Source organism: Delftia acidovorans SPH-1, from assembly GCF_000018665.1.
Taxonomy (GTDB): domain Bacteria; phylum Pseudomonadota; class Gammaproteobacteria; order Burkholderiales; family Burkholderiaceae_C; genus Comamonas; species Comamonas acidovorans.
In genome coordinates, this window is the sequence record NC_010002.1 from 5,449,507 (window position 1) to 5,466,950 (window position 17,444).

Genomic DNA, 17,444 nt, shown 5'->3' on the forward strand with positions numbered 1-17,444 from the left:
TCAGAGGTAGCGCACCGACACCACTTCATAGCGGCGCTCGCCGCCCGGTGCCTGCACGACGGCGGTATCGCCCTCTTCCTTGCCGATCAGCGCGCGCGCGATGGGGCTGGAGACGTTGATCAGGCCCAGCTTGAGGTCGGCCTCGTCCTCGCCGACGATCTGGTACTTGACCGTGTCGCCGCTGTCTTCATCCTCGAGCTCCACCGTTGCACCGAAGACCACGCGGCCACCGGCATCCACGGAAGAGGGATCGATGATCTGGGCAGCCGACAGCTTGCTCTCGACCTCGGCAATGCGGCCTTCGATGAAGCCCTGGCGGTCCTTGGCGGCCTCGTATTCGGCGTTTTCGCTCAGGTCGCCCTGGGCACGTGCCTCGGCAATGGCCTGGATGATGGAGGGACGCTCCACGGTTTTCAGGCGGTGCAGTTCGTCCTTGAGCTTCTCGGCTCCGCGCTTGGTGATGGGAATGGTGGCCATTGAAAAGTCTCCATGTTCAGCGAACGCCGCGCGCTGCGCGGTTTCTTTGGTACAGGCGGGCCGGCGACTTTGCGGCTGGACCTGCACCCCAAAAGCAAACCGCCGCACGTTGCCGCGCGGCGGTTTCATCGAATGATTCGTTCCATTATGCCGTGTTTACCCACCCGAAATGGTGGGATAACCCGGCGGCACTGTCGGACAGTGCCGCTCGCTGCGCGCCATCAAAAAACAGGCGCAGCGGCAATGGAAGGATCTCAGGCAGCCTGCAGTTGGGCGTGCAATTCCTGGACCGAGTGCACGTCCATGTTGCCCATGGACTTCATGCCCTCGACGGCAGCTTCTGCACCGAAGATGGTCGTGAAGGTGGTCACACGCGCCAGGAGGGCGCTGGTACGGATGGCACGCGAGTCGGCGATGGCATTGCGGCGCTCCTCCACCGTGTTGATGACCATGGCGATCTCGCCGTTCTTGATCATGTCCACGATGTGGGGGCGGCCTTCGGTCACCTTGTTGACGAGCTGCACCTCGATGCCGGCCTCGGAGATGGCCGCTGCCGTGCCGCGCGTGGCGCACAGCACGAAGCCCATCGCAGCCAGTTCCTTGGCCACGGCCACGGCACGCGGCTTGTCGGCGTTCTTCACGGTCAGGAAGACCTTGCCCTGGGTCGGCAGCGTGACGCCGGCGCCCAGTTGGCTCTTGACGAAGGCTTCGCCAAAGGTCTTGCCCACGCCCATGACTTCGCCGGTGGACTTCATCTCGGGGCCGAGGATGGTGTCCACGCCAGGGAACTTCACGAACGGGAAGACGGCTTCCTTGACGCTGAAGTACGGCGGCGTGACTTCCTTGGTGATGCCCTGCTGGGCCAGCGTGTCGCCGGCCATGCAGCGCGCAGCCACCTTGGCCAGTTGGATGCCGGTGGCCTTGGAGACGAAGGGCACGGTGCGCGAGGCACGCGGGTTGACTTCCAGCACGTAGATCACGTCGCCGTCGGCCGTTTCCTTGATGGCGAACTGCACGTTCATCAGGCCGACCACGCTCAGCGCGTTGGCCATGGCGGCAGTCTGGCGCTTGATCTCGGCCACGGTCTCGGGCTTGAGGTAGTAAGGCGGCAGCGAGCAGGCGGAATCGCCCGAATGCACGCCAGCCTGCTCGATGTGCTCCATCACGCCGCCGATGAAGACGGCGCCTTCGCGGTCGCGCACGCAGTCCACATCGCACTCGATGGCGTTGGACAGGAAGTGGTCCAGCAGCACGGGCGAGTCGTTGCTGACCTTGACGGCTTCGCGCATGTAGCGCTCCAGGTCGCGCTGCTCGTGCACGATTTCCATGGCACGGCCACCCAGCACATAGCTGGGACGCACGACCAGGGGGTAGCCCAGGCCGGCCGCCTTTTCCAGCGCTTCGGGCTCGGTACGGGCCGTGGCATTAGGCGGCTGGCGCAGGCCCAGCTCATGCAGCAGCTTCTGGAAGCGCTCGCGGTCTTCGGCCGCGTCGATCATGTCGGGCGTGGTGCCGATGATGGGCACGCCTTCCTTTTCAAGACCCAGCGCAAGCTTCAGGGGCGTCTGGCCGCCGTACTGCACGATGACGCCAACAGGCTTCTCGACAGCCACGACTTCGAGCACGTCTTCCAGCGTCAGCGGCTCGAAGTACAGGCGGTCCGACGTGTCGTAGTCGGTGGACACGGTCTCGGGGTTGCAGTTGACCATGATGGTTTCATAGCCGTCCTCGCGCATGGCGAGCGCAGCATGCACGCAGCAGTAGTCGAACTCGATGCCCTGGCCGATGCGGTTCGGGCCACCGCCCAGCACCATGATCTTTTTCTTGTCCGTCGGCTCGGCTTCGCACTCCTCGTCATAGGTGGAGTACATGTAGGCCGTGTCGGTGGCGAACTCGGCAGCGCAGGTATCCACACGCTTGAACACGGGACGCACGCCCAGTGCCTTGCGTGCCTCGCGCACGGCCTTTTCATTGCTGTGCAGCAGCTTGGCCAGGCGACGGTCGGAGAAGCCCTTTTGCTTGAGCGTGCGCAGCGTGGTGGCGTCCAGTGCGGCCAGCGCGGCATCACCCTTTTCCTCGTAGACCTGGTCCAGTTCGAGTTCGATCTTCACGATCTCTTCGATCTGCACGAGGAACCACTTGTCGATCTTGGTGATGTTGTGCACCTCGTCCAGCGTCCAGCCGGCAGCGAAGGCATCGCCCACATACCAGATGCGGTCCGGACCTGGCTCGCCGAGTTCCTTTTCGAGGATTTCGCGGTCCTGGGTCTTTTCGTTCATGCCGTCCACGCCGACTTCCAGGCCGCGCAGCGCCTTCTGGAAGGACTCCTGGAAGGTACGGCCAATGGCCATGACCTCGCCCACGGACTTCATCTGCGTGGTCAGGCGGTTGTCGGCAGCGGGGAACTTCTCGAACGCGAAACGCGGGATCTTGGTGACCACGTAGTCGATCGAGGGTTCGAACGAAGCGGGCGTCTTGCCGCCCGTGATGTCGTTCTTGAGTTCGTCCAGCGTGTAGCCCACGGCCAGCTTGGCAGCGACCTTGGCGATGGGGAAGCCCGTGGCCTTGGAGGCCAGCGCCGAGGAACGCGACACGCGCGGGTTCATCTCGATGACGATCATGCGGCCGTCCTTCGGATTCACCGAGAACTGCACGTTGGAGCCGCCCGTGTCCACACCGATCTCGCGCAGCACCGCCAGCGAGGCGTTGCGCATGATCTGGTATTCCTTGTCGGTCAGCGTCTGCGCGGGTGCCACGGTGATCGAGTCGCCGGTGTGCACGCCCATGGGGTCCAGGTTCTCGATGGAGCAGATGATGATGCAGTTGTCCGCCTTGTCGCGGACGACTTCCATCTCGTACTCCTTCCAGCCGAGCAGCGATTCCTCGATCAGCAGCTCATTGGTCGGGGACGCTTCCAGGCCGCGCTTGCAGATGGTCTCGAACTCTTCGGGGTTGTAGGCAATGCCGCCGCCCGTGCCGCCCAGCGTGAAGCTGGGGCGGATGACGGTGGGAAAGCCCATTTCCTTTTGCACGGCCCAGGCTTCGTCCATCGAATGGGCGATGCCCGAGCGTGCCGAACCCAGGCCGATGCGCGTCATCGCATCCTTGAACTTGAGGCGGTCCTCGGCCTTGTCGATGGCCTCGGGAGTTGCGCCGATCAGCTCGACCTTGTACTTGTGCAGCACGCCGTTGCGCCACAGGTCCAGCGCGCAGTTCAGCGCGGTCTGGCCGCCCATGGTCGGCAGGATGGCGTCGGGACGCTCCTTGGCGATGATCTTCTCGACCGTCTGCCAGGTGATGGGCTCGATGTAGGTGACGTCGGCCGTGGCCGGGTCGGTCATGATCGTGGCAGGGTTGCTGTTGATCAGGATGACCTTGTAGCCCTCTTCGCGCAACGCCTTGCAGGCCTGCACGCCGGAGTAGTCAAACTCGCAGGCCTGGCCGATGACGATGGGACCGGCGCCAATGATCAGAATGCTTTTGAGGTCGGTGCGCTTAGGCATTTTTGTGTTTCTCCATCAGCGCCGTGAAGCGGTCAAACAGGTAGGCGATATCGTGCGGGCCGGGCGAAGCCTCGGGGTGGCCCTGGAAGCAGAACGCAGGCTTGTCCTTGTGCTCAAGGCCTTGCAGCGTGCCGTCGAACAGGCTGATGTGCGTGGCGCGCAGCGTGTCGGGCAGAGACTCCATCTCCACGGCAAAACCGTGGTTCTGGCTGGTGATGCTGACCCGGCCGTTGTCCAGGTCCTTGACGGGGTGGTTGGCGCCGTGGTGGCTGTTGGCCATCTTGAAGGTCTTGGCACCGGCGGCCAGGGCCATGATCTGGTGACCCAGGCAGATGCCGAAGACGGGCTTGCCGGACTCCACCAGTTCCTTGGTGGCGGCAATGGCGTAGTCGCAGGGCTCCGGGTCGCCAGGGCCGTTGGACAGGAAAACGCCGTCGGGGTTGAGTGCCAGCACATCCTTGGCGGGCGTCTTGGCCGGCACCACGGTCAGCTTGCAGCCGCGCTCGGCCAGCATGCGCAGGATGTTGAACTTCACGCCGAAGTCATAGGCCACCACATGGAAACGCGGGGCCTGCTGCTGGCCGTAGCCTTCGCCCAGCTTCCACTCGGTTTCCGTCCATTCGTACTGCTGGGCGGCGCTCACCACCTGGGCCAGATCCAGGCCCTTCATGCTGGGGGCCGCCTTGGCCGCAGCCAGTGCCTCGTCGATGCGCGCCTGGGTCACTTCTTCGCCAGCGGCCAAACCGACGATGGCGCCGTTTTGTGCGCCCTTGTCGCGCAGCAGCCGTGTGAGCTTACGCGTGTCGATGTTGGCAATCGCCACCGTGCCGCTGCGCGTGAGGTAGTCGGGCAGGGTCTCGGACTTGCGGAAGTTGCTGGCCAGCAGCGGAAGGTTCTTGATGATCAGGCCCGCCGCATGGACCTTGCCAGCCTCGACATCCTCTGCGTTGACGCCGTAGTTGCCGATGTGCGGATACGTGAGCGTCACGATCTGCTGGCAGTAGCTGGGGTCGGTGAGGATTTCCTGGTAGCCGGTGATTGCCGTGTTGAAAACGACTTCACCAACCGTGGTGCCTTGCGCACCGATCGAGTTGCCAACAAAGACCGTGCCGTCTGCGAGCGCCAGGATGGCGGATGGGAATGCTCCCTTGAGAGACAAAAGCACTGGGTTCTCCGGTTCTAATTACGGTTACGCCCAGCGTGCCGCACGGACGGATCCGGGCGGGTTATAGCTTGTCTGCAGGGGGTGGCGAGGAAGCGTCGCTAGGCGTAGTGTGGAATGCTTGAAAGCCGCCCATTATAGGCTGGTCGTGCTTCAGCCTCCTGACAGGAGGCGGGATTACCCTTGACGTGAGCCGGCACTCACGCTGCTTGCGTGCAGGCATATCGCCGCTGCAGCAGCCACGTTCAGCGACTCCTCACCGCCCGGCTGGCCGATGCGCACATGCTGCGCTGCCCGCTGCATCAGCGCCTCTCCAACGCCCTGCCCTTCATGGCCCATGGCCCAGGCACAAGGCCAGGGCAGCGCGGCATTGTGGATCAGTTCGCCCTGGTGGGAACTGGTCACGATCAGGGGCAAGCCAAGCGCATCCAGGTCTTCGGACGAGGCCGACTCGACCAGTTGCAGACCGAAATGCGCCCCCATGCCGGCGCGCAGCACCTTCTGGCTCCACAGCGCAGCCGTGCCCTTCAGGGCCACGACCTGGCTGAAACCGAAGGCAGCGGCACTGCGCAGGATGGAGCCCACGTTGCCTGCGTCCTGCACGCGGTCCAACACCACCGTGGCCACGCCGGCACGAATGACCGCCGATGCCTGCCAGTCCATCAGAAAACCGATGCGCGCCGGGGACTCCAGGCCGCTGACTTCGGCAAACAGGGCATCTGCCAGCACCACGCACTTGCCTGCGCCCTGCACCCATTCCAGCGGCACCAGCGGCCAGAAGGATTCGGCCACCACGGCCACGGAGGGCTGCATGCCACGCGCCAGCGCGGCACGGCACAGATGGTCCCCCTCCAGCCAGACGCGCCCTTGCTTGCGGTAGGCCCCACTATCCTGGACAAGCCTGCGCAAATCCTTGACCAGGACGTTGTCACGGGACTGGATCAATGTGGCGGCGGGTTGTCGGCTCATGGTGGGGCTTTCGGGCAAAGGGAACAGCGCGCCACGGGCGCAGAAAGAAACGGCAAAGGCGCTCAGGCCGACAGCAGCAAGGCTTGCGCGCCCTGCGCCGCAGCTGCCACGCGGGCAGCGGCCAGAGGCTCGGCCATGCGGGCAATGCTCACGACATGGGCCACCGGCGCGAAGGTTCGCCGGTGCTCCTCGCAGGCACCGTGCAGGCGCAGCGCCGCAAGGTGGGCCGCCGTGCCGTAGCCCTTGTGGCCGTCGAAACCGTATTCCGGATATTGTTCATGCAGCCGTTCGCACCAGCGGTCGCGCGTGACCTTGGCCAGAATGGAGGCGGCCGAGATGGCCTGCACCAGGGAGTCCCCCTTGACGATGGCCTCGGCCTGCACATCCAGCACCGGCAGCTGGTTGCCATCCACCAGCACGAGCACCGGCTTCAGGCGCAGGCCCAGCACCGCGCGACGCATGGCCAGCAGCGTGGCCTGCAGGATGTTCAGGCGATCAATCTCCTCGACCGAGGCCTCGGCAATGCTGCAGCACAGCGCCTTGGCACGGATCTCGTCATAGAGTGCCTCGCGGCGCGCAGCCGTGAGCTTCTTGGAATCGTTCAGGCCCTCGATGGGATTGAGATCGTCAAGAATGACAGCAGCGGCCACGACAGGGCCGGCCAACGGGCCGCGGCCCGCTTCGTCCACGCCCGCAACCAACCCCGGCGGATGCCAGGGCAGGCACGCCTGTTCAGGCGGCAGTGGGGGCAATGATTTTCTCGATCGCATGGGCGGCCAGTTCGGCAGTATCGCGCCGCAATTCATGGTGCAGCGCTGTGAAGCGCTGTACCAGCGCCTCGACGGTTGAAGGGGAATGTTCGCACGCCTGCAGCCATTGCAGCACAGCCGCGCTCAGCGCCTGGGGCGTTGCCGCATCCTGGATCAGCTCGGGCACGACGAAATCGCCGCACAGGATGTTGGGCAGGCCCACCCAGGGCTGCAACTGCTTGCCACGCATCAGGCGCCAGCTCCAGGGGTGCATGTTGTAGCCGATCACCATGGGACGCTTGTACAACGCGGCTTCCAGCGTGGCTGTGCCGCTGGCGATCAACGTCACGTCGCAGGCTGCCAATGCATCATGGGACTGGCCGCGCACGATGTGCAGCGACGAGGCCATGCCGGACTCCTGGGCAATGCGCCGCAACTCGTCCAGTTGCAAAGGCACGGCAGGCACTACTATTTTAATAGCTGGCAGCGCCTTCCGGACCAAAGCTGCAGCCTGAAAGAAACGGGCTGCAAGATAGCGGATTTCGGAGCGTCGGCTGCCGGGCAGCACGGCCAGCACCAGACCATCTTCCGGCAGACCCAGCCGACGGCGCGCGGCGGCACGGTCGGGCTGCAGCGGAATCACGCTGGCCAGGGGATGGCCCACGTAGGTGGCATCTATGCCGTGACGGGCCAGCAACTCGGGCTCGAAGGGAAAGATGCACAGCACATGGTCGGCCGCACGCCGGATTTTCTCGACGCGATCGGCACGCCAGGCCCAGATCGAAGGGCAGACGAAATGCACGGTCTTGATGCCCGCAGCCCGCAGGTCGGCTTCCAGGCCCAGGTTGAAGTCGGGCGCATCGATGCCGACAAAAACGGCTGGCGGCTGCTTGAGCAGGCGCTGGCGCAACTGCCGGCGGATGTTCAGAATCTCGGCCAACCGGCGAAACACTTCCCAGCTGTAGCCATGCACGGCCAGCCGCTCGCAGGACCACCATGCCTCAAAACCGCGCTGCTGCATTTGGGGCCCGCCGATGCCAAAGGCCGAAGCCTCGGGCCAGCGGGCCTGCAGCCCATCCAGGAGCAAGGACGCCAGCAGGTCGCCTGAGGTTTCCCCGGCGACCATGGCAATCGATGGACTCAGGCGCGCCAATGGCGCCGCGTTCTCTGTCATGCCGTCCTTTCGCGCGCCGGATCAGCGCGCAATGCCCCGGGTCGAAGCGCCCAGAAAATCCAGCATCAGCGATACATCGGCAGCGGCCTCGGGCTGCTCGCCAGCCAGCGCTCCAATGGCGTCGCGCGCGGCCTCCAGGGTCAGCCCCTGGCGATACAGCAGACGGTGCATCTGCTTGATGGCCTGGATACGCTGCGGCCCGAATCCGCGCCGGCGCAGGCCTTCGATATTGAAGCCACGCACGGACAGGGGATTGCCATCCACCATCATGAAGGGCGGCACATCCTGCGAGATATGGCTGGCAAAGCCCGCCATGGCATGGGCGCCCACCTTGGTGAACTGGTGCACGCCCGTCAGGCCGCCCAGGATCACATGGTCGCCCACATGCACGTGGCCGGCCAGGGTGGCGTTGTTGGCCAGGATGGTGTGGCTGCCCACGACGCAGTCGTGGGCCACATGCACATAGGCCATGATCCAGTTGTCATGGCCGATGACCGTGACACCCTGGTCCTGCACGGTGCCCGCATTGAAGGTGCAGAACTCGCGCACCGTGTTGCGGTCACCGATGACAAGCCGCGTGGGCTCGCCTGCGTACTTCTTGTCCTGGGGCTGCGCGCCCAGGGACGCGAACTGGAAAATCCGGTTGTCGCAACCAATGCGGGTATGGCCTTCGACAACGCAATGCGCGCCAATCGTGGTGCCGGCGCCGATTTCCACATGCGGCCCGATGACGGCATAGGGGCCGACCGACACCGATGAATCCAGCTGTGCAGCGGAATCTATCAGTGCCGTGGGATGGATGCGTTCAATGCCAGCCATGCGCCCGTCAGCCCACGTTGCGCATGGTGCACATCAGCTCGGCTTCGCAGGCCACTTCGTCCTCGACGCGGGCCACGCCCTTGAACTTCCAGATGCCGCCGCGAACGCGGTCGATGGTGATCTCCAGCACCAGCTGGTCGCCCGGCTCCACGGGGCGCTTGAAGCGCGCACCGTCGATGCCCACGAAGTAGTAGATGTTGTTTTCGTCGGGAACCTGGCCCATGGCATCGAAGGCCAGCAGGCCGGCAGCCTGCGCCAGCGCCTCCAGGATGAGCACGCCCGGCATGACCGGACGGCCTGGGAAATGGCCCATGAAATAGGGCTCGTTGAACGTGACGTTCTTGATCGCCTTGATGCGTGTATTGCGCTCAAGCTCCGTGACCTTGTCCACCAGCAGGAAGGGGTAGCGGTGGGGCAGTTGCTTGAGAATTGCGTGAATATCCATCATTGCGTTCCGTTATGGCCTTGATCCGCCGATTGCTGCAGTTGCCGCTCCAGGGCCTTGATGCGATCGCGCATGGAGTGCAGCTGCTTCAGCGTCGCAGCATTTTTTTCCCATTTGGCGTTTTCATCCACGGGAAACATGCCCGTGTAAACACCTGATTGTGTCAGCGAACGGGTCACTACCGTCGCTGCCGAAATATGCACCCTGTCGGCCAGCTGCAGATGGCCCAGCACGATGGCGCCGCCTCCCACGGTGCAATGCGCGCCAATGCGCGCGCTGCCGGCCACCCCCACGCAACCGGCCATGGCCGTATGCTTGCCGACGTGCACGTTGTGACCGATCTGGATCAGGTTGTCGAGCTTGACCCCGTCCTCGATCACCGTGTCGTCCAGCGCTCCGCGGTCTATGCAGGTATTGGCGCCGATTTCCACATCGTCGCCGATCCGCACGCCACCGAGCTGCTCGATCTTCACCCATGCTCCGTTCTCGGGAGCAAACCCGAAGCCGTCCGCTCCCAGCACCACGCCGGAATGCAGCAGACAGCGCGCCCCCACATGGCAGTTCTCGCCAATAGTGACGCGCGACTTCAGCACGGTGTGGGCACCGATGGTGGCACCCTCTTCAACCACGCAGAGCGGGCCGATCGTGGCAGAGGCATCAACGATGGCACTCTCATGCACCACCGCGCTTGGATGAATACCGGCCGGCGCCACAGACCTGCAGTTCCGCTTCCACCACTGCGTGGCCCTGGCGAAGTAGGCATACGGGTCAGGGACCACGATGCAGGCACCCCGCTGCTGCGCCAGCTCACGCATGGCGGGCGCCACAATAACGCAGGCCGCCTCGGAGGCGGCCAGTTGCTGGCGGTAGCGGGGGTTGCTCAGAAAACTGAGATCCCCGGCCCCGGCGGAATCCAGCGGCGCGATGCGGGAGATGGGCATCTCCCTGTCGCCACCGACCAGTTCGCCACCGAGTGCATCGAGGATCTGACCCAACAATACGCTCACGGCATGCAGCCCTGGACGCTGGCTTACTTGCCGCCGCCGTTCAGCGCCTTGATCACTTTGTCAGTGATGTCGTACTTGGGGTTGATGTAGACGGCTTCCTGGAGGATGACGTCGTACTTCTCGGCTTCCGCCACTTGCTTGACCACCTTGTTGGCGCGCTCCAGCACTTGGGCCAGTTCCTCGTTCTTGCGGGAGTTCAGGTCTTCCTGGAACTCACGGCGCTTGCGCTGGAACTCGCGGTCCTGGTCCACCAGCTGACGCTGGCGGGAGACGCGCTGGCTTTCGGCCATGGTGGGCGCTTCACGCTCGAACTTCTCCGAAGCGCTCTTGAGCGTATTGCCTTGGTCGACCAGTTCCTTCTCACGCTTGGAGAATTCCTGCTCCAGCTTGGACTGCGCAGCCTTGGCCGTCGACGCTTCACGGAAGATGCGGTCCGTGTTCACAAAGCCGGCCTTGAACTCTTGAGCGTGCGCAGAAACAGCCATGGCGCCAAGCAGCACAGCCAGGGAAAAATGGCTAGATAGAGATTTCATTAGAAAGAGGTTCCGATTTGGAATTGCAGTCGCTGGATTTTATCCCCGGTCTGCTTGCGGATGGGTTGAGCAAAGGCGAGACGCAGGGGGCCCAGCGGGGAAATCCAGCTGATGCCAAGGCCCGTGGAAGCCCGCAGCTCCCCGAGATCGAAGTTCTGGTTGGCGCCGTAGACATTACCCACATCGAGGAATGTAAAAAGACGCAAAGTCCTGTCATTGCCGGCTCCGGGGAACGGAACCATGAACTCGGCGTTCAAAGTCACCTTCTTGGAGCCGCCCAGGGCAATGTTCTCTGCAGAGTCGCGCGGACCCAGCGAGCCCTGCTCGAAGCCACGCACCGAGCCCAGACCACCCGAGAAGAAGTTCTTGAACAATGGGAACGGACGGCCATTGAGGCCCTTGCCATAACCGAGTTCACCGTTCAAGGCCAGCGTGTACTTCTTGCTCAGCGGGATGTACTGCTGAATCTGGTAGTTGGCTCGCACATAGCGGGCCTCGCCACCCACCGACCACTCGGTGTTCAGGCGCTGGTAGAGACCCGAGTTGGGCGCCAGCGCGCTGTCACGGCTGTCACGCGACCAGCCCAGAGTCAGCGGAATGCCGGTGTTGGCATAGCCGTACTTGTCGGCATAGTCCTTGTAAGCCTGGGGCAGGTAGGTGCCGGGCTTGATTTCCGAGCGCTCCACGCCACCGCCGAAATACACAGTGTCAATCTCGCTGAACGGCACGCCAAAGCGAACGCTGCCGCCCGAGGTGACGATCTTGTAGGCCGCATCGTCGTAGTAGGGACGGTCGGTGCGGTAGTACAGATCGTAGGTGCGCGAAATGCCGGTGTCGGTGAAGTACGGGTCCGTGGTGGACAGCACCATGGTGCGGCGGTACTTGCTGGTGTTCACGTCCACGCCCAGGTAGTTGCCCGAGCCGAACACGTTTTCCTGCTTGATGCCGAACGACAGCGAAACCTTTTCGGCACTGGAGAAGCCGGCACCCAGTTGCAGCGAACCCGTGGGCTTTTCAGCCACCGAGATGACCAGATCCACCTGGTCGGGCGAGCCCGCCACTTCCTGGGTCTCGACATTGACTTCGGTGAAAAAGCCCAGGCGGTCCACGCGGTCGCGCGACAGGCGGATCTTGTCGCCGTCATACCAGGAAGCTTCGTACTGGCGGAATTCGCGGCGGATCACTTCGTCACGCGTGCGATTGTTGCCGCTGACGTTGATACGGCGCACATAGGCGCGGCGCGACGGCTCGGCATGCAGTACCAAGGCCACGCGGTTGGTCGCACGGTCGATGTCCGGCACGGCCTCGACGCGTGCAAAGGCAAAGCCGAAGTTGCCGAAGTACTCGGTGAAGGCCTTGGTCGTCGCCGTGACCTGGTCGGCGTTGTAGGGCTCGCCCGGCTTGATCTTGACCAGGGACTTGAACTCGTCGTCGCGGTCGAGGTAGTTGCCCTCCAGCTTGACGCCGGAGACGACGAAACGCTCGCCTTCATGGATGTTCAGGGTCAGCGAGATGGTCTGCTTGTCGGGCGAGATGGCCACCTGGGTGGAGTCCACGCGGAACTCCAGGTAGCCACGCTGCAGGTAGTACGAGCGCAGCGTTTCCAGGTCGGCGTTGAGCTTGTTGCGCGCATAGCGGTCCGACTTGGTGTACCAGCTCATCCAGTTGCCGGTATCCTGATCGAACAGGTCCTTGAGCGTGGATTCGCTGAAGGCCTTGTTGCCGACGATGTGGATCTCGTTGATGCGGGCCGGATCGCCCTCGGTCACCGTGAAGGTCAGGTTGACGCGGTTGCGCTCGATGGGCGTGACCGTGGTGACGACCTCCGCGCCATAAAGGCTGCGGTTGATGTACTGGCGCTTGAGTTCCTGCTCGGCACGGTCGGCCAGGGCCTTGTCGAAGGGACGACCTTCTGCCAGGCCCACATCGCGCATGGCCTTTTGCAGGGTTTCCTTGTCGAACTCCTTGGTGCCGGCGAAGTTCACCTCGGCGATGGTCGGTCGTTCTTCGACGACGACAACGAGCACGTTGCCATTGGCTTCGAGGCGGATGTCCTTGAACAATCCCAGCGCGAACAGCGAGCGGATCGCAGCTGCGCCCTTGTCATCGTCATACTGGTCGCCCACGCGCAGCGGGATGGATGCGAAGACCGTGCCCGGCTCCACGCGCTGCAGGCCTTCGATGCGGATGTCCTGTACCCGGAAGGGCTCCAGCGCCCAGGCTGCATTGGCAGCCAAAACCATGGCAGCCAGGGTCGATGCAGCGCGCACGCCCAGGCGATTGATACGTTTAGTCATGAATGGATTTGCCGCCGCTGCGGCTTGCCGAAAACGGCTGAAAAGTTAGCCCCAAAGCCGGTTGATATCGTTGAAAAAGGCGACGGACATCATCATCATCAAAACCGCCACGCCTGCACGCTGCAAGCGCCCGGCCCAGACTTCCGACACGCTTCGGCCAGTCACGCCCTCCCAAAGATAATACATCAGGTGCCCGCCATCGAGCACCGGCAGGGGGAGCAAGTTGAGAACCCCCAGGCTGATGCTTATCAGCGCCAGGAACGACAGGTATTGAACCAGGCCCATGCTGGCCGAACGCCCCGCATAGTCGGCAATGGTCAAGGGGCCGCTGATGTTCTTGAGCGATGCCTCGCCTATCACCATGCGGCCCATCATGCGCAGCGTCAGCGACGACAGCTCCCAGGTGCGCTGCACGCCAGCCCACAGGCCTTCCAGCGGACCGCGCTGCACCAGAGCCATCTCGGGAGCGCTGCCGATGTAGGCACTGATGCGGGCGATGCTCTCCTTGCCATCTTCCGAGCGGCCCAGATCGGGCAGCACGGGGATCTGCAGTTGCCTGCCATCGCGCTCCACCAGCCAGACCTGCTGCTGGACCTGGCCCGATGCACCCATCTTGCGGATGAGATTGCGCAGCTGGGTGCCGTCATCAACCAGGGTGCTGCCCACGCGCAGCACCAGGTCGCCCTGGCGCAAGCCGGCCTTTTCGGCGGCACCACCGGCGATCACCTTGTCCAGCACGGGCTGTGTCCAGGGCCCCAGCAGGCCCAGGCGCTCGAAGAAGGCGGCATCGGGCTCGCCCTGCACCTGCCCGGCCAGCGCCAGCCGCAGTTCGGACGGAGCCGTGCGCCGGCCCTGGAGCACTTCCATGCGCACCGACTCGTCATCGAGCGCGGCGCGCGTCAGTGTCCAGCGCAGATCATTGATGGAGCGGACCTCTTCCCACTCCTGGTCGCCCAAGGCGATGCGCAGCACGCGATCGCCGCCCTGCACGCCCGCCATCTGCAGCACCGTGCCCGCCGGCGGCGTGGCCAACCGCGCCACGGGCTCCTGCATGCCCATCCAATTGACGATGGCCAGCAGCGCAATGGCCAGCACGAGGTTGGCCACCGGGCCTGCCGCCACGATGGCCGCACGTGCACGCAGCGGCTGGGTGTTGAATGCCAGATGGCGCTGGTCGGCAGGGACTTCGCCCTCACGCTCGTCGAGCATGCGCACATAGCCGCCAAGCGGCAGTGCACCGATGACGAATTCCGTGTCCGAACCTTTGCGCTTCCAGCGCAGGATGGGGCGACCGAAGCCGACGGAAAACCGAAGCACCTTCACGCCGCAGGCCACAGCGACGCGGTAGTGGCCCCACTCGTGGACGGCAATCAGCACGCCCAGCGCGACCACGAATGCAACTACGGTCAGCAACAATTGATACTCCTTTGAATCCAATGCGCGCCTGGATACCGCCGCAGGCCCACCGAGAAACCCGGACTGGCCCGCGAAGCCGGCACTACAGCTGCCACTGCCGAGCCACGGTGTGCGCGATTTCGCGGGCCTGGGCGTCCAGGGCCAGCAGGTCGTCCAGGCTGCCCAGTGTAGGCGGCAGCAAGGTTTCGAGAGTGCGCAAATTCACAGCGTGGATACGGTCAAATGCCAGGCGTCGCTCCAGGAAGGCGGCAACGGCGACTTCGTTGGAAGCATTGAGAACCGCCGTAGTTCCCTCGCTGGCGAGCAGCGCCTGCCAGGAAAGATGCAGGCCCGGAAAGCGCACGGCATCCGCCTCTTCAAAGGTCAGGGCCGACAGCTTCGCGAAATCCAGGGGCGCCGCGCCGCTGGCGATGCGCCGTGGCCAGGCCAGGCCGGAGGCGATGGGCACGCGCATGTCGGGCGTGCCCAGTTGTGCCAGCACCGAGGCATCCTTGAACTGCACCATGGAGTGCACGATCTGCTGCGGGTGGATGACGACCTTGATCTTGTCGGGAGCCATGTCGAACAGCCAGCGTGCCTCGATGACCTCCAGCGCCTTGTTCATCATGGTCGCCGAGTCCACGGAGATCTTGCGCCCCATGGAGAAGTTCGGGTGCGCGCAGGCCTGCTCCGGCGTGATCTCGGACAAGGTGGCCGGATCGCGCAAGCGAAAGGGTCCGCCCGAGGCCGTGAGCAGCAGGCTGTCCACGCGATCGGGCCAGCTGGCTCGGTCTTCCGGCAGGCACTGGAAAATGGCCGAATGCTCGCTGTCTATGGGCAGCAGGGTCGCGCCATGGCGCTTGACCGTGTCCATGAACAGTGCGCCGCCAACAACCAGAGCCTCCTTGTTGGCCAGCAGCAGGCGCTTGCCCGCGCGCGCGGCCGCCAGACAAGGCGCAAGGCCCGCCGCACCGACGATGGCAGCCATGACGGCATCGACCTCGGGATGCGAGGCGATCTGCTCCAGCGCGTCTGGCGACTGCAGCACTTCGGTCGCCAGCCCATTGCTGCGCAGCTGTTCAGCCAGCAGCTTCGCGTGTGGCGCGCTGGCCATGACGGCGTAGCGGGGCTTGAATTCGGCGCACTGGCGCAGCATCAGGTCCACTTGCGTGGCCGCGCTGAGTGCAAAGACCTCGTAGTGCTCGCGGTGGCGCGCCACCACGTCCAGCGTATTGGTACCGATGGAGCCCGTGGAGCCCAGGACGGTGATTTTCTGCTTCATGAATGCGCGAAAGAGGAAAGCATCATGGCCAGCGGCAGGGTCGGCAGCAGGGCATCGACGCGATCAAGCACGCCGCCATGGCCGGGCAGCAGACCACTGCTGTCCTTGACGCCCACGCTGCGCTTGACCAGGGATTCGACCAGGTCGCCGACCACGCTCATCGCGGCCATGAACACAACCGCCAGCAGCAGGAACCAGGCCCCGCGCGCCAACAGCAACGAATAGAAACTGGGCACGGCCACCGCGTAGTGGCGGTCCGCCCAGACCCAGGCCAAGGCCAGCACCAGCACGCCGGCCATGCCGCCCCACACGCCTTCCCAGCTCTTGCCAGGACTGATGGACGGCGCGAGCTTGGACTTGGTGAATTTCAGGCCCAGGGTCCGGCCTGCGAAATATGCAAAGACATCGGCCACCCAGACCAGCACCAGCACCGACAGCAGGAAGTTGATGCCCATCATGCGTGCCTGCACCACGGCCACCCAGGCCAGCCACAGGGCCAGCACTCCGCCGACCAGTCGCACAGGCCCCGCAATGCGCGGCCAGCCGGCCACGCCTGCGCGCAGCAGTGCCCCGCCGCCCAGCACCCAGGCAGAGCCAGCGACCACCCAGACCGCGGTCAGAGGACGCTCCAGCCAGCCCGCGGCCCAGGCTCCCACGCACATCGCCGTGCAGATGGCACCTATGCAGATGGCACCAGCGGAGCCAAAGCCGTTGAGACGACCCCATTCCCAGGCACCCGCCGCCATGAGCACGAGCACCACCACGGCGAACGGAACGCCCGTCGGATAGAACAGCGCAGGCAGCAAGATGGCCAGCAGGATCAGGGCGGTGATGACTCGCTGCTTGAGCATGGCTCCCCCTTGTTCAGGTCGTCTGTTGATGGGACGACTTCGATTGTGATTGGTGTACTTGCGCGGAGGTCTGGCCGAAGCGCCGCTCGCGCGAAGTGAAGGCGGCAATGGCCTCGTCCAGGCAGGCCTCGTCGAAATCAGGCCACAGGCTGGCACTGAAGAAGAGCTCTGAATACGCGGCCTGCCACAACAGGAAGTTGCTGATGCGCATCTCCCCGCCAGTGCGGATCAGCAGGTCCGGGTCGGGCACATGGGCCAGCGCGAGTGCGCGGTCCAGGTTCTGCGGGGTGATGGGCTCGCCCTGCTCTGCCAGCCGGGCTGCGGCCTGGGCAATGTCCCAGCGCCCGCCGTAGTTGAAGCAGACATTGAGCACCAGGCGGTTGTTGTGTGCCGTGACCTGCTCGGCCTGGGCCAGGCCTGCGCACACTTTCTCGCTCAGGCCACTGCGGTCGCCGATGAAGTGCAGGCGCACGCCATCGCGGCTCAGTTGCTGCACTTCCTTGGCAAGGGCATTGGCCAGCAGGCCCATGAGACCGGAAACCTCCTCTTCGGGGCGGTTCCAGTTCTCGGAAGAGAAAGCGAAGACGGTCAGGACCTGCACGCCGCGCTGGACGCAGGCGCGGGCACAGCGGCGCAGCGATTCCACGCCCTGCTTGTGGCCGGCCAGTCGCGGCAGAAAGCGGCGATTGGCCCAGCGTCCATTGCCATCCATGATGACGGCAATATGGCGCGGCACCGCGCCGGAGTCTTGGTTTGTCAAAGGTACAGGCCCTGAGGCAAG

Annotated in this window: 15 protein-coding genes; all 15 read right to left on the minus strand. The window is 64.3% G+C overall.

Annotation, left to right across the window (positions count from 1 at the left end; translation table 11 throughout):
• Complete coding sequence (gene greA / locus DACI_RS24905; protein ID WP_012206729.1) at window positions 1-477, minus strand: transcription elongation factor GreA; 477 nt, start codon at window positions 475-477, stop codon at window positions 1-3.
• A 254-nt stretch (window positions 478-731) separates the two neighbouring features.
• On the minus strand, window positions 732-3,980 hold the full coding sequence (carB, locus tag DACI_RS24910; RefSeq protein ID WP_013801459.1) for a carbamoyl-phosphate synthase large subunit: 3,249 nt from the start codon (window positions 3,978-3,980) through the stop codon (window positions 732-734).
• Window positions 3,973-5,145, minus strand: a complete 1,173-nt coding sequence (gene carA / locus DACI_RS24915; RefSeq protein ID WP_016447475.1) for a glutamine-hydrolyzing carbamoyl-phosphate synthase small subunit — start codon at window positions 5,143-5,145, stop codon at window positions 3,973-3,975. The genes carB and carA overlap by 8 nt, the downstream gene beginning before the upstream one ends.
• Before the next feature lie 174 nt (window positions 5,146-5,319).
• On the minus strand, window positions 5,320-6,111 hold the full coding sequence (locus DACI_RS24920) for a TrmH family RNA methyltransferase (protein ID WP_012206732.1): 792 nt from the start codon (window positions 6,109-6,111) through the stop codon (window positions 5,320-5,322).
• Window positions 6,112-6,173: 62 nt separating this feature from the next.
• The gene (rnhB, locus tag DACI_RS24925; protein ID WP_012206733.1) at window positions 6,174-6,881 is read right to left on the minus strand and encodes a ribonuclease HII; all 708 of its coding nucleotides are present in this window, start codon (window positions 6,879-6,881) and stop codon (window positions 6,174-6,176) included.
• Complete coding sequence (gene lpxB / locus DACI_RS24930) at window positions 6,844-8,034, minus strand: lipid-A-disaccharide synthase (protein WP_012206734.1); 1,191 nt, start codon at window positions 8,032-8,034, stop codon at window positions 6,844-6,846. The genes rnhB and lpxB overlap by 38 nt, the downstream gene beginning before the upstream one ends.
• A gap of 21 nt (window positions 8,035-8,055) precedes the next feature.
• Window positions 8,056-8,853: an acyl-ACP--UDP-N-acetylglucosamine O-acyltransferase gene (lpxA, locus tag DACI_RS24935; RefSeq protein WP_012206735.1), complete on the minus strand. Its 798-nt coding sequence runs from the start codon at window positions 8,851-8,853 to the stop codon at window positions 8,056-8,058.
• Between the two features lie 7 nt (window positions 8,854-8,860).
• Window positions 8,861-9,301, minus strand: a complete 441-nt coding sequence (gene fabZ, locus DACI_RS24940) for a 3-hydroxyacyl-ACP dehydratase FabZ (RefSeq protein WP_012206736.1) — start codon at window positions 9,299-9,301, stop codon at window positions 8,861-8,863.
• The gene (gene lpxD, locus DACI_RS24945; protein WP_012206737.1) at window positions 9,298-10,305 is read right to left on the minus strand and encodes a UDP-3-O-(3-hydroxymyristoyl)glucosamine N-acyltransferase; all 1,008 of its coding nucleotides are present in this window, start codon (window positions 10,303-10,305) and stop codon (window positions 9,298-9,300) included. The genes fabZ and lpxD overlap by 4 nt, the downstream gene beginning before the upstream one ends.
• A gap of 23 nt (window positions 10,306-10,328) precedes the next feature.
• Window positions 10,329-10,838: an OmpH family outer membrane protein gene (locus tag DACI_RS24950; RefSeq protein WP_012206738.1), complete on the minus strand. Its 510-nt coding sequence runs from the start codon at window positions 10,836-10,838 to the stop codon at window positions 10,329-10,331.
• Window positions 10,838-13,135 (minus strand): outer membrane protein assembly factor BamA, encoded by a 2,298-nt coding sequence (bamA, locus tag DACI_RS24955; RefSeq protein WP_012206739.1) that lies wholly within the window; start codon window positions 13,133-13,135, stop codon window positions 10,838-10,840. The genes DACI_RS24950 and bamA overlap by 1 nt, the downstream gene beginning before the upstream one ends.
• A 45-nt stretch (window positions 13,136-13,180) precedes the next feature.
• Complete coding sequence (gene rseP / locus DACI_RS24960; protein ID WP_012206740.1) at window positions 13,181-14,551, minus strand: RIP metalloprotease RseP; 1,371 nt, start codon at window positions 14,549-14,551, stop codon at window positions 13,181-13,183.
• A gap of 82 nt (window positions 14,552-14,633) precedes the next feature.
• The gene (ispC, locus tag DACI_RS24965; RefSeq protein ID WP_012206741.1) at window positions 14,634-15,812 is read right to left on the minus strand and encodes a 1-deoxy-D-xylulose-5-phosphate reductoisomerase; all 1,179 of its coding nucleotides are present in this window, start codon (window positions 15,810-15,812) and stop codon (window positions 14,634-14,636) included.
• A complete protein-coding gene (locus tag DACI_RS24970; protein ID WP_012206742.1) occupies window positions 15,809-16,663 on the minus strand; it encodes a phosphatidate cytidylyltransferase in 855 nt (284 codons plus the stop codon). Before DACI_RS24970 ends, ispC begins: the two co-directional genes overlap by 4 nt.
• A 13-nt stretch (window positions 16,664-16,676) precedes the next feature.
• Window positions 16,677-17,423 carry a polyprenyl diphosphate synthase gene (gene uppS, locus DACI_RS24975; RefSeq protein ID WP_012206743.1) on the minus strand — a complete coding sequence of 249 codons (747 nt, stop codon included), beginning with the start codon at window positions 17,421-17,423 and terminating at the stop codon, window positions 16,677-16,679.
• Between the last annotated feature and the right edge of the window lie 21 nt (window positions 17,424-17,444).

Excerpts from the sequence above, each read along its gene's own strand:
- DACI_RS24950 (WP_012206738.1), bottom strand. The coding sequence starts at position 10,838 with ATGAAATCTCTATCTAGCCATTTTTCCCTGGCTGTGCTGCTTGGCGCC.
- ispC (WP_012206741.1), bottom strand. The coding sequence starts at position 15,812 with ATGAAGCAGAAAATCACCGTCCTGGGCTCCACGGGCTCCATCGGTACC.
- carB (WP_013801459.1), bottom strand. The coding sequence starts at position 3,980 with ATGCCTAAGCGCACCGACCTCAAAAGCATTCTGATCATTGGCGCCGGT.
- lpxA (WP_012206735.1), bottom strand. The coding sequence starts at position 8,853 with ATGGCTGGCATTGAACGCATCCATCCCACGGCACTGATAGATTCCGCT.
- DACI_RS24920 (WP_012206732.1), bottom strand. The coding sequence starts at position 6,111 with ATGAGCCGACAACCCGCCGCCACATTGATCCAGTCCCGTGACAACGTC.
- DACI_RS24970 (WP_012206742.1), bottom strand. The coding sequence starts at position 16,663 with ATGCTCAAGCAGCGAGTCATCACCGCCCTGATCCTGCTGGCCATCTTG.
- fabZ (WP_012206736.1), bottom strand. The coding sequence starts at position 9,301 with ATGATGGATATTCACGCAATTCTCAAGCAACTGCCCCACCGCTACCCC.
- rnhB (WP_012206733.1), bottom strand. The coding sequence starts at position 6,881 with ATGCGATCGAGAAAATCATTGCCCCCACTGCCGCCTGAACAGGCGTGC.
- lpxB (WP_012206734.1), bottom strand. The coding sequence starts at position 8,034 with ATGACAGAGAACGCGGCGCCATTGGCGCGCCTGAGTCCATCGATTGCC.
- bamA (WP_012206739.1), bottom strand. The coding sequence starts at position 13,135 with ATGACTAAACGTATCAATCGCCTGGGCGTGCGCGCTGCATCGACCCTG.
- greA (WP_012206729.1), bottom strand. The coding sequence starts at position 477 with ATGGCCACCATTCCCATCACCAAGCGCGGAGCCGAGAAGCTCAAGGAC.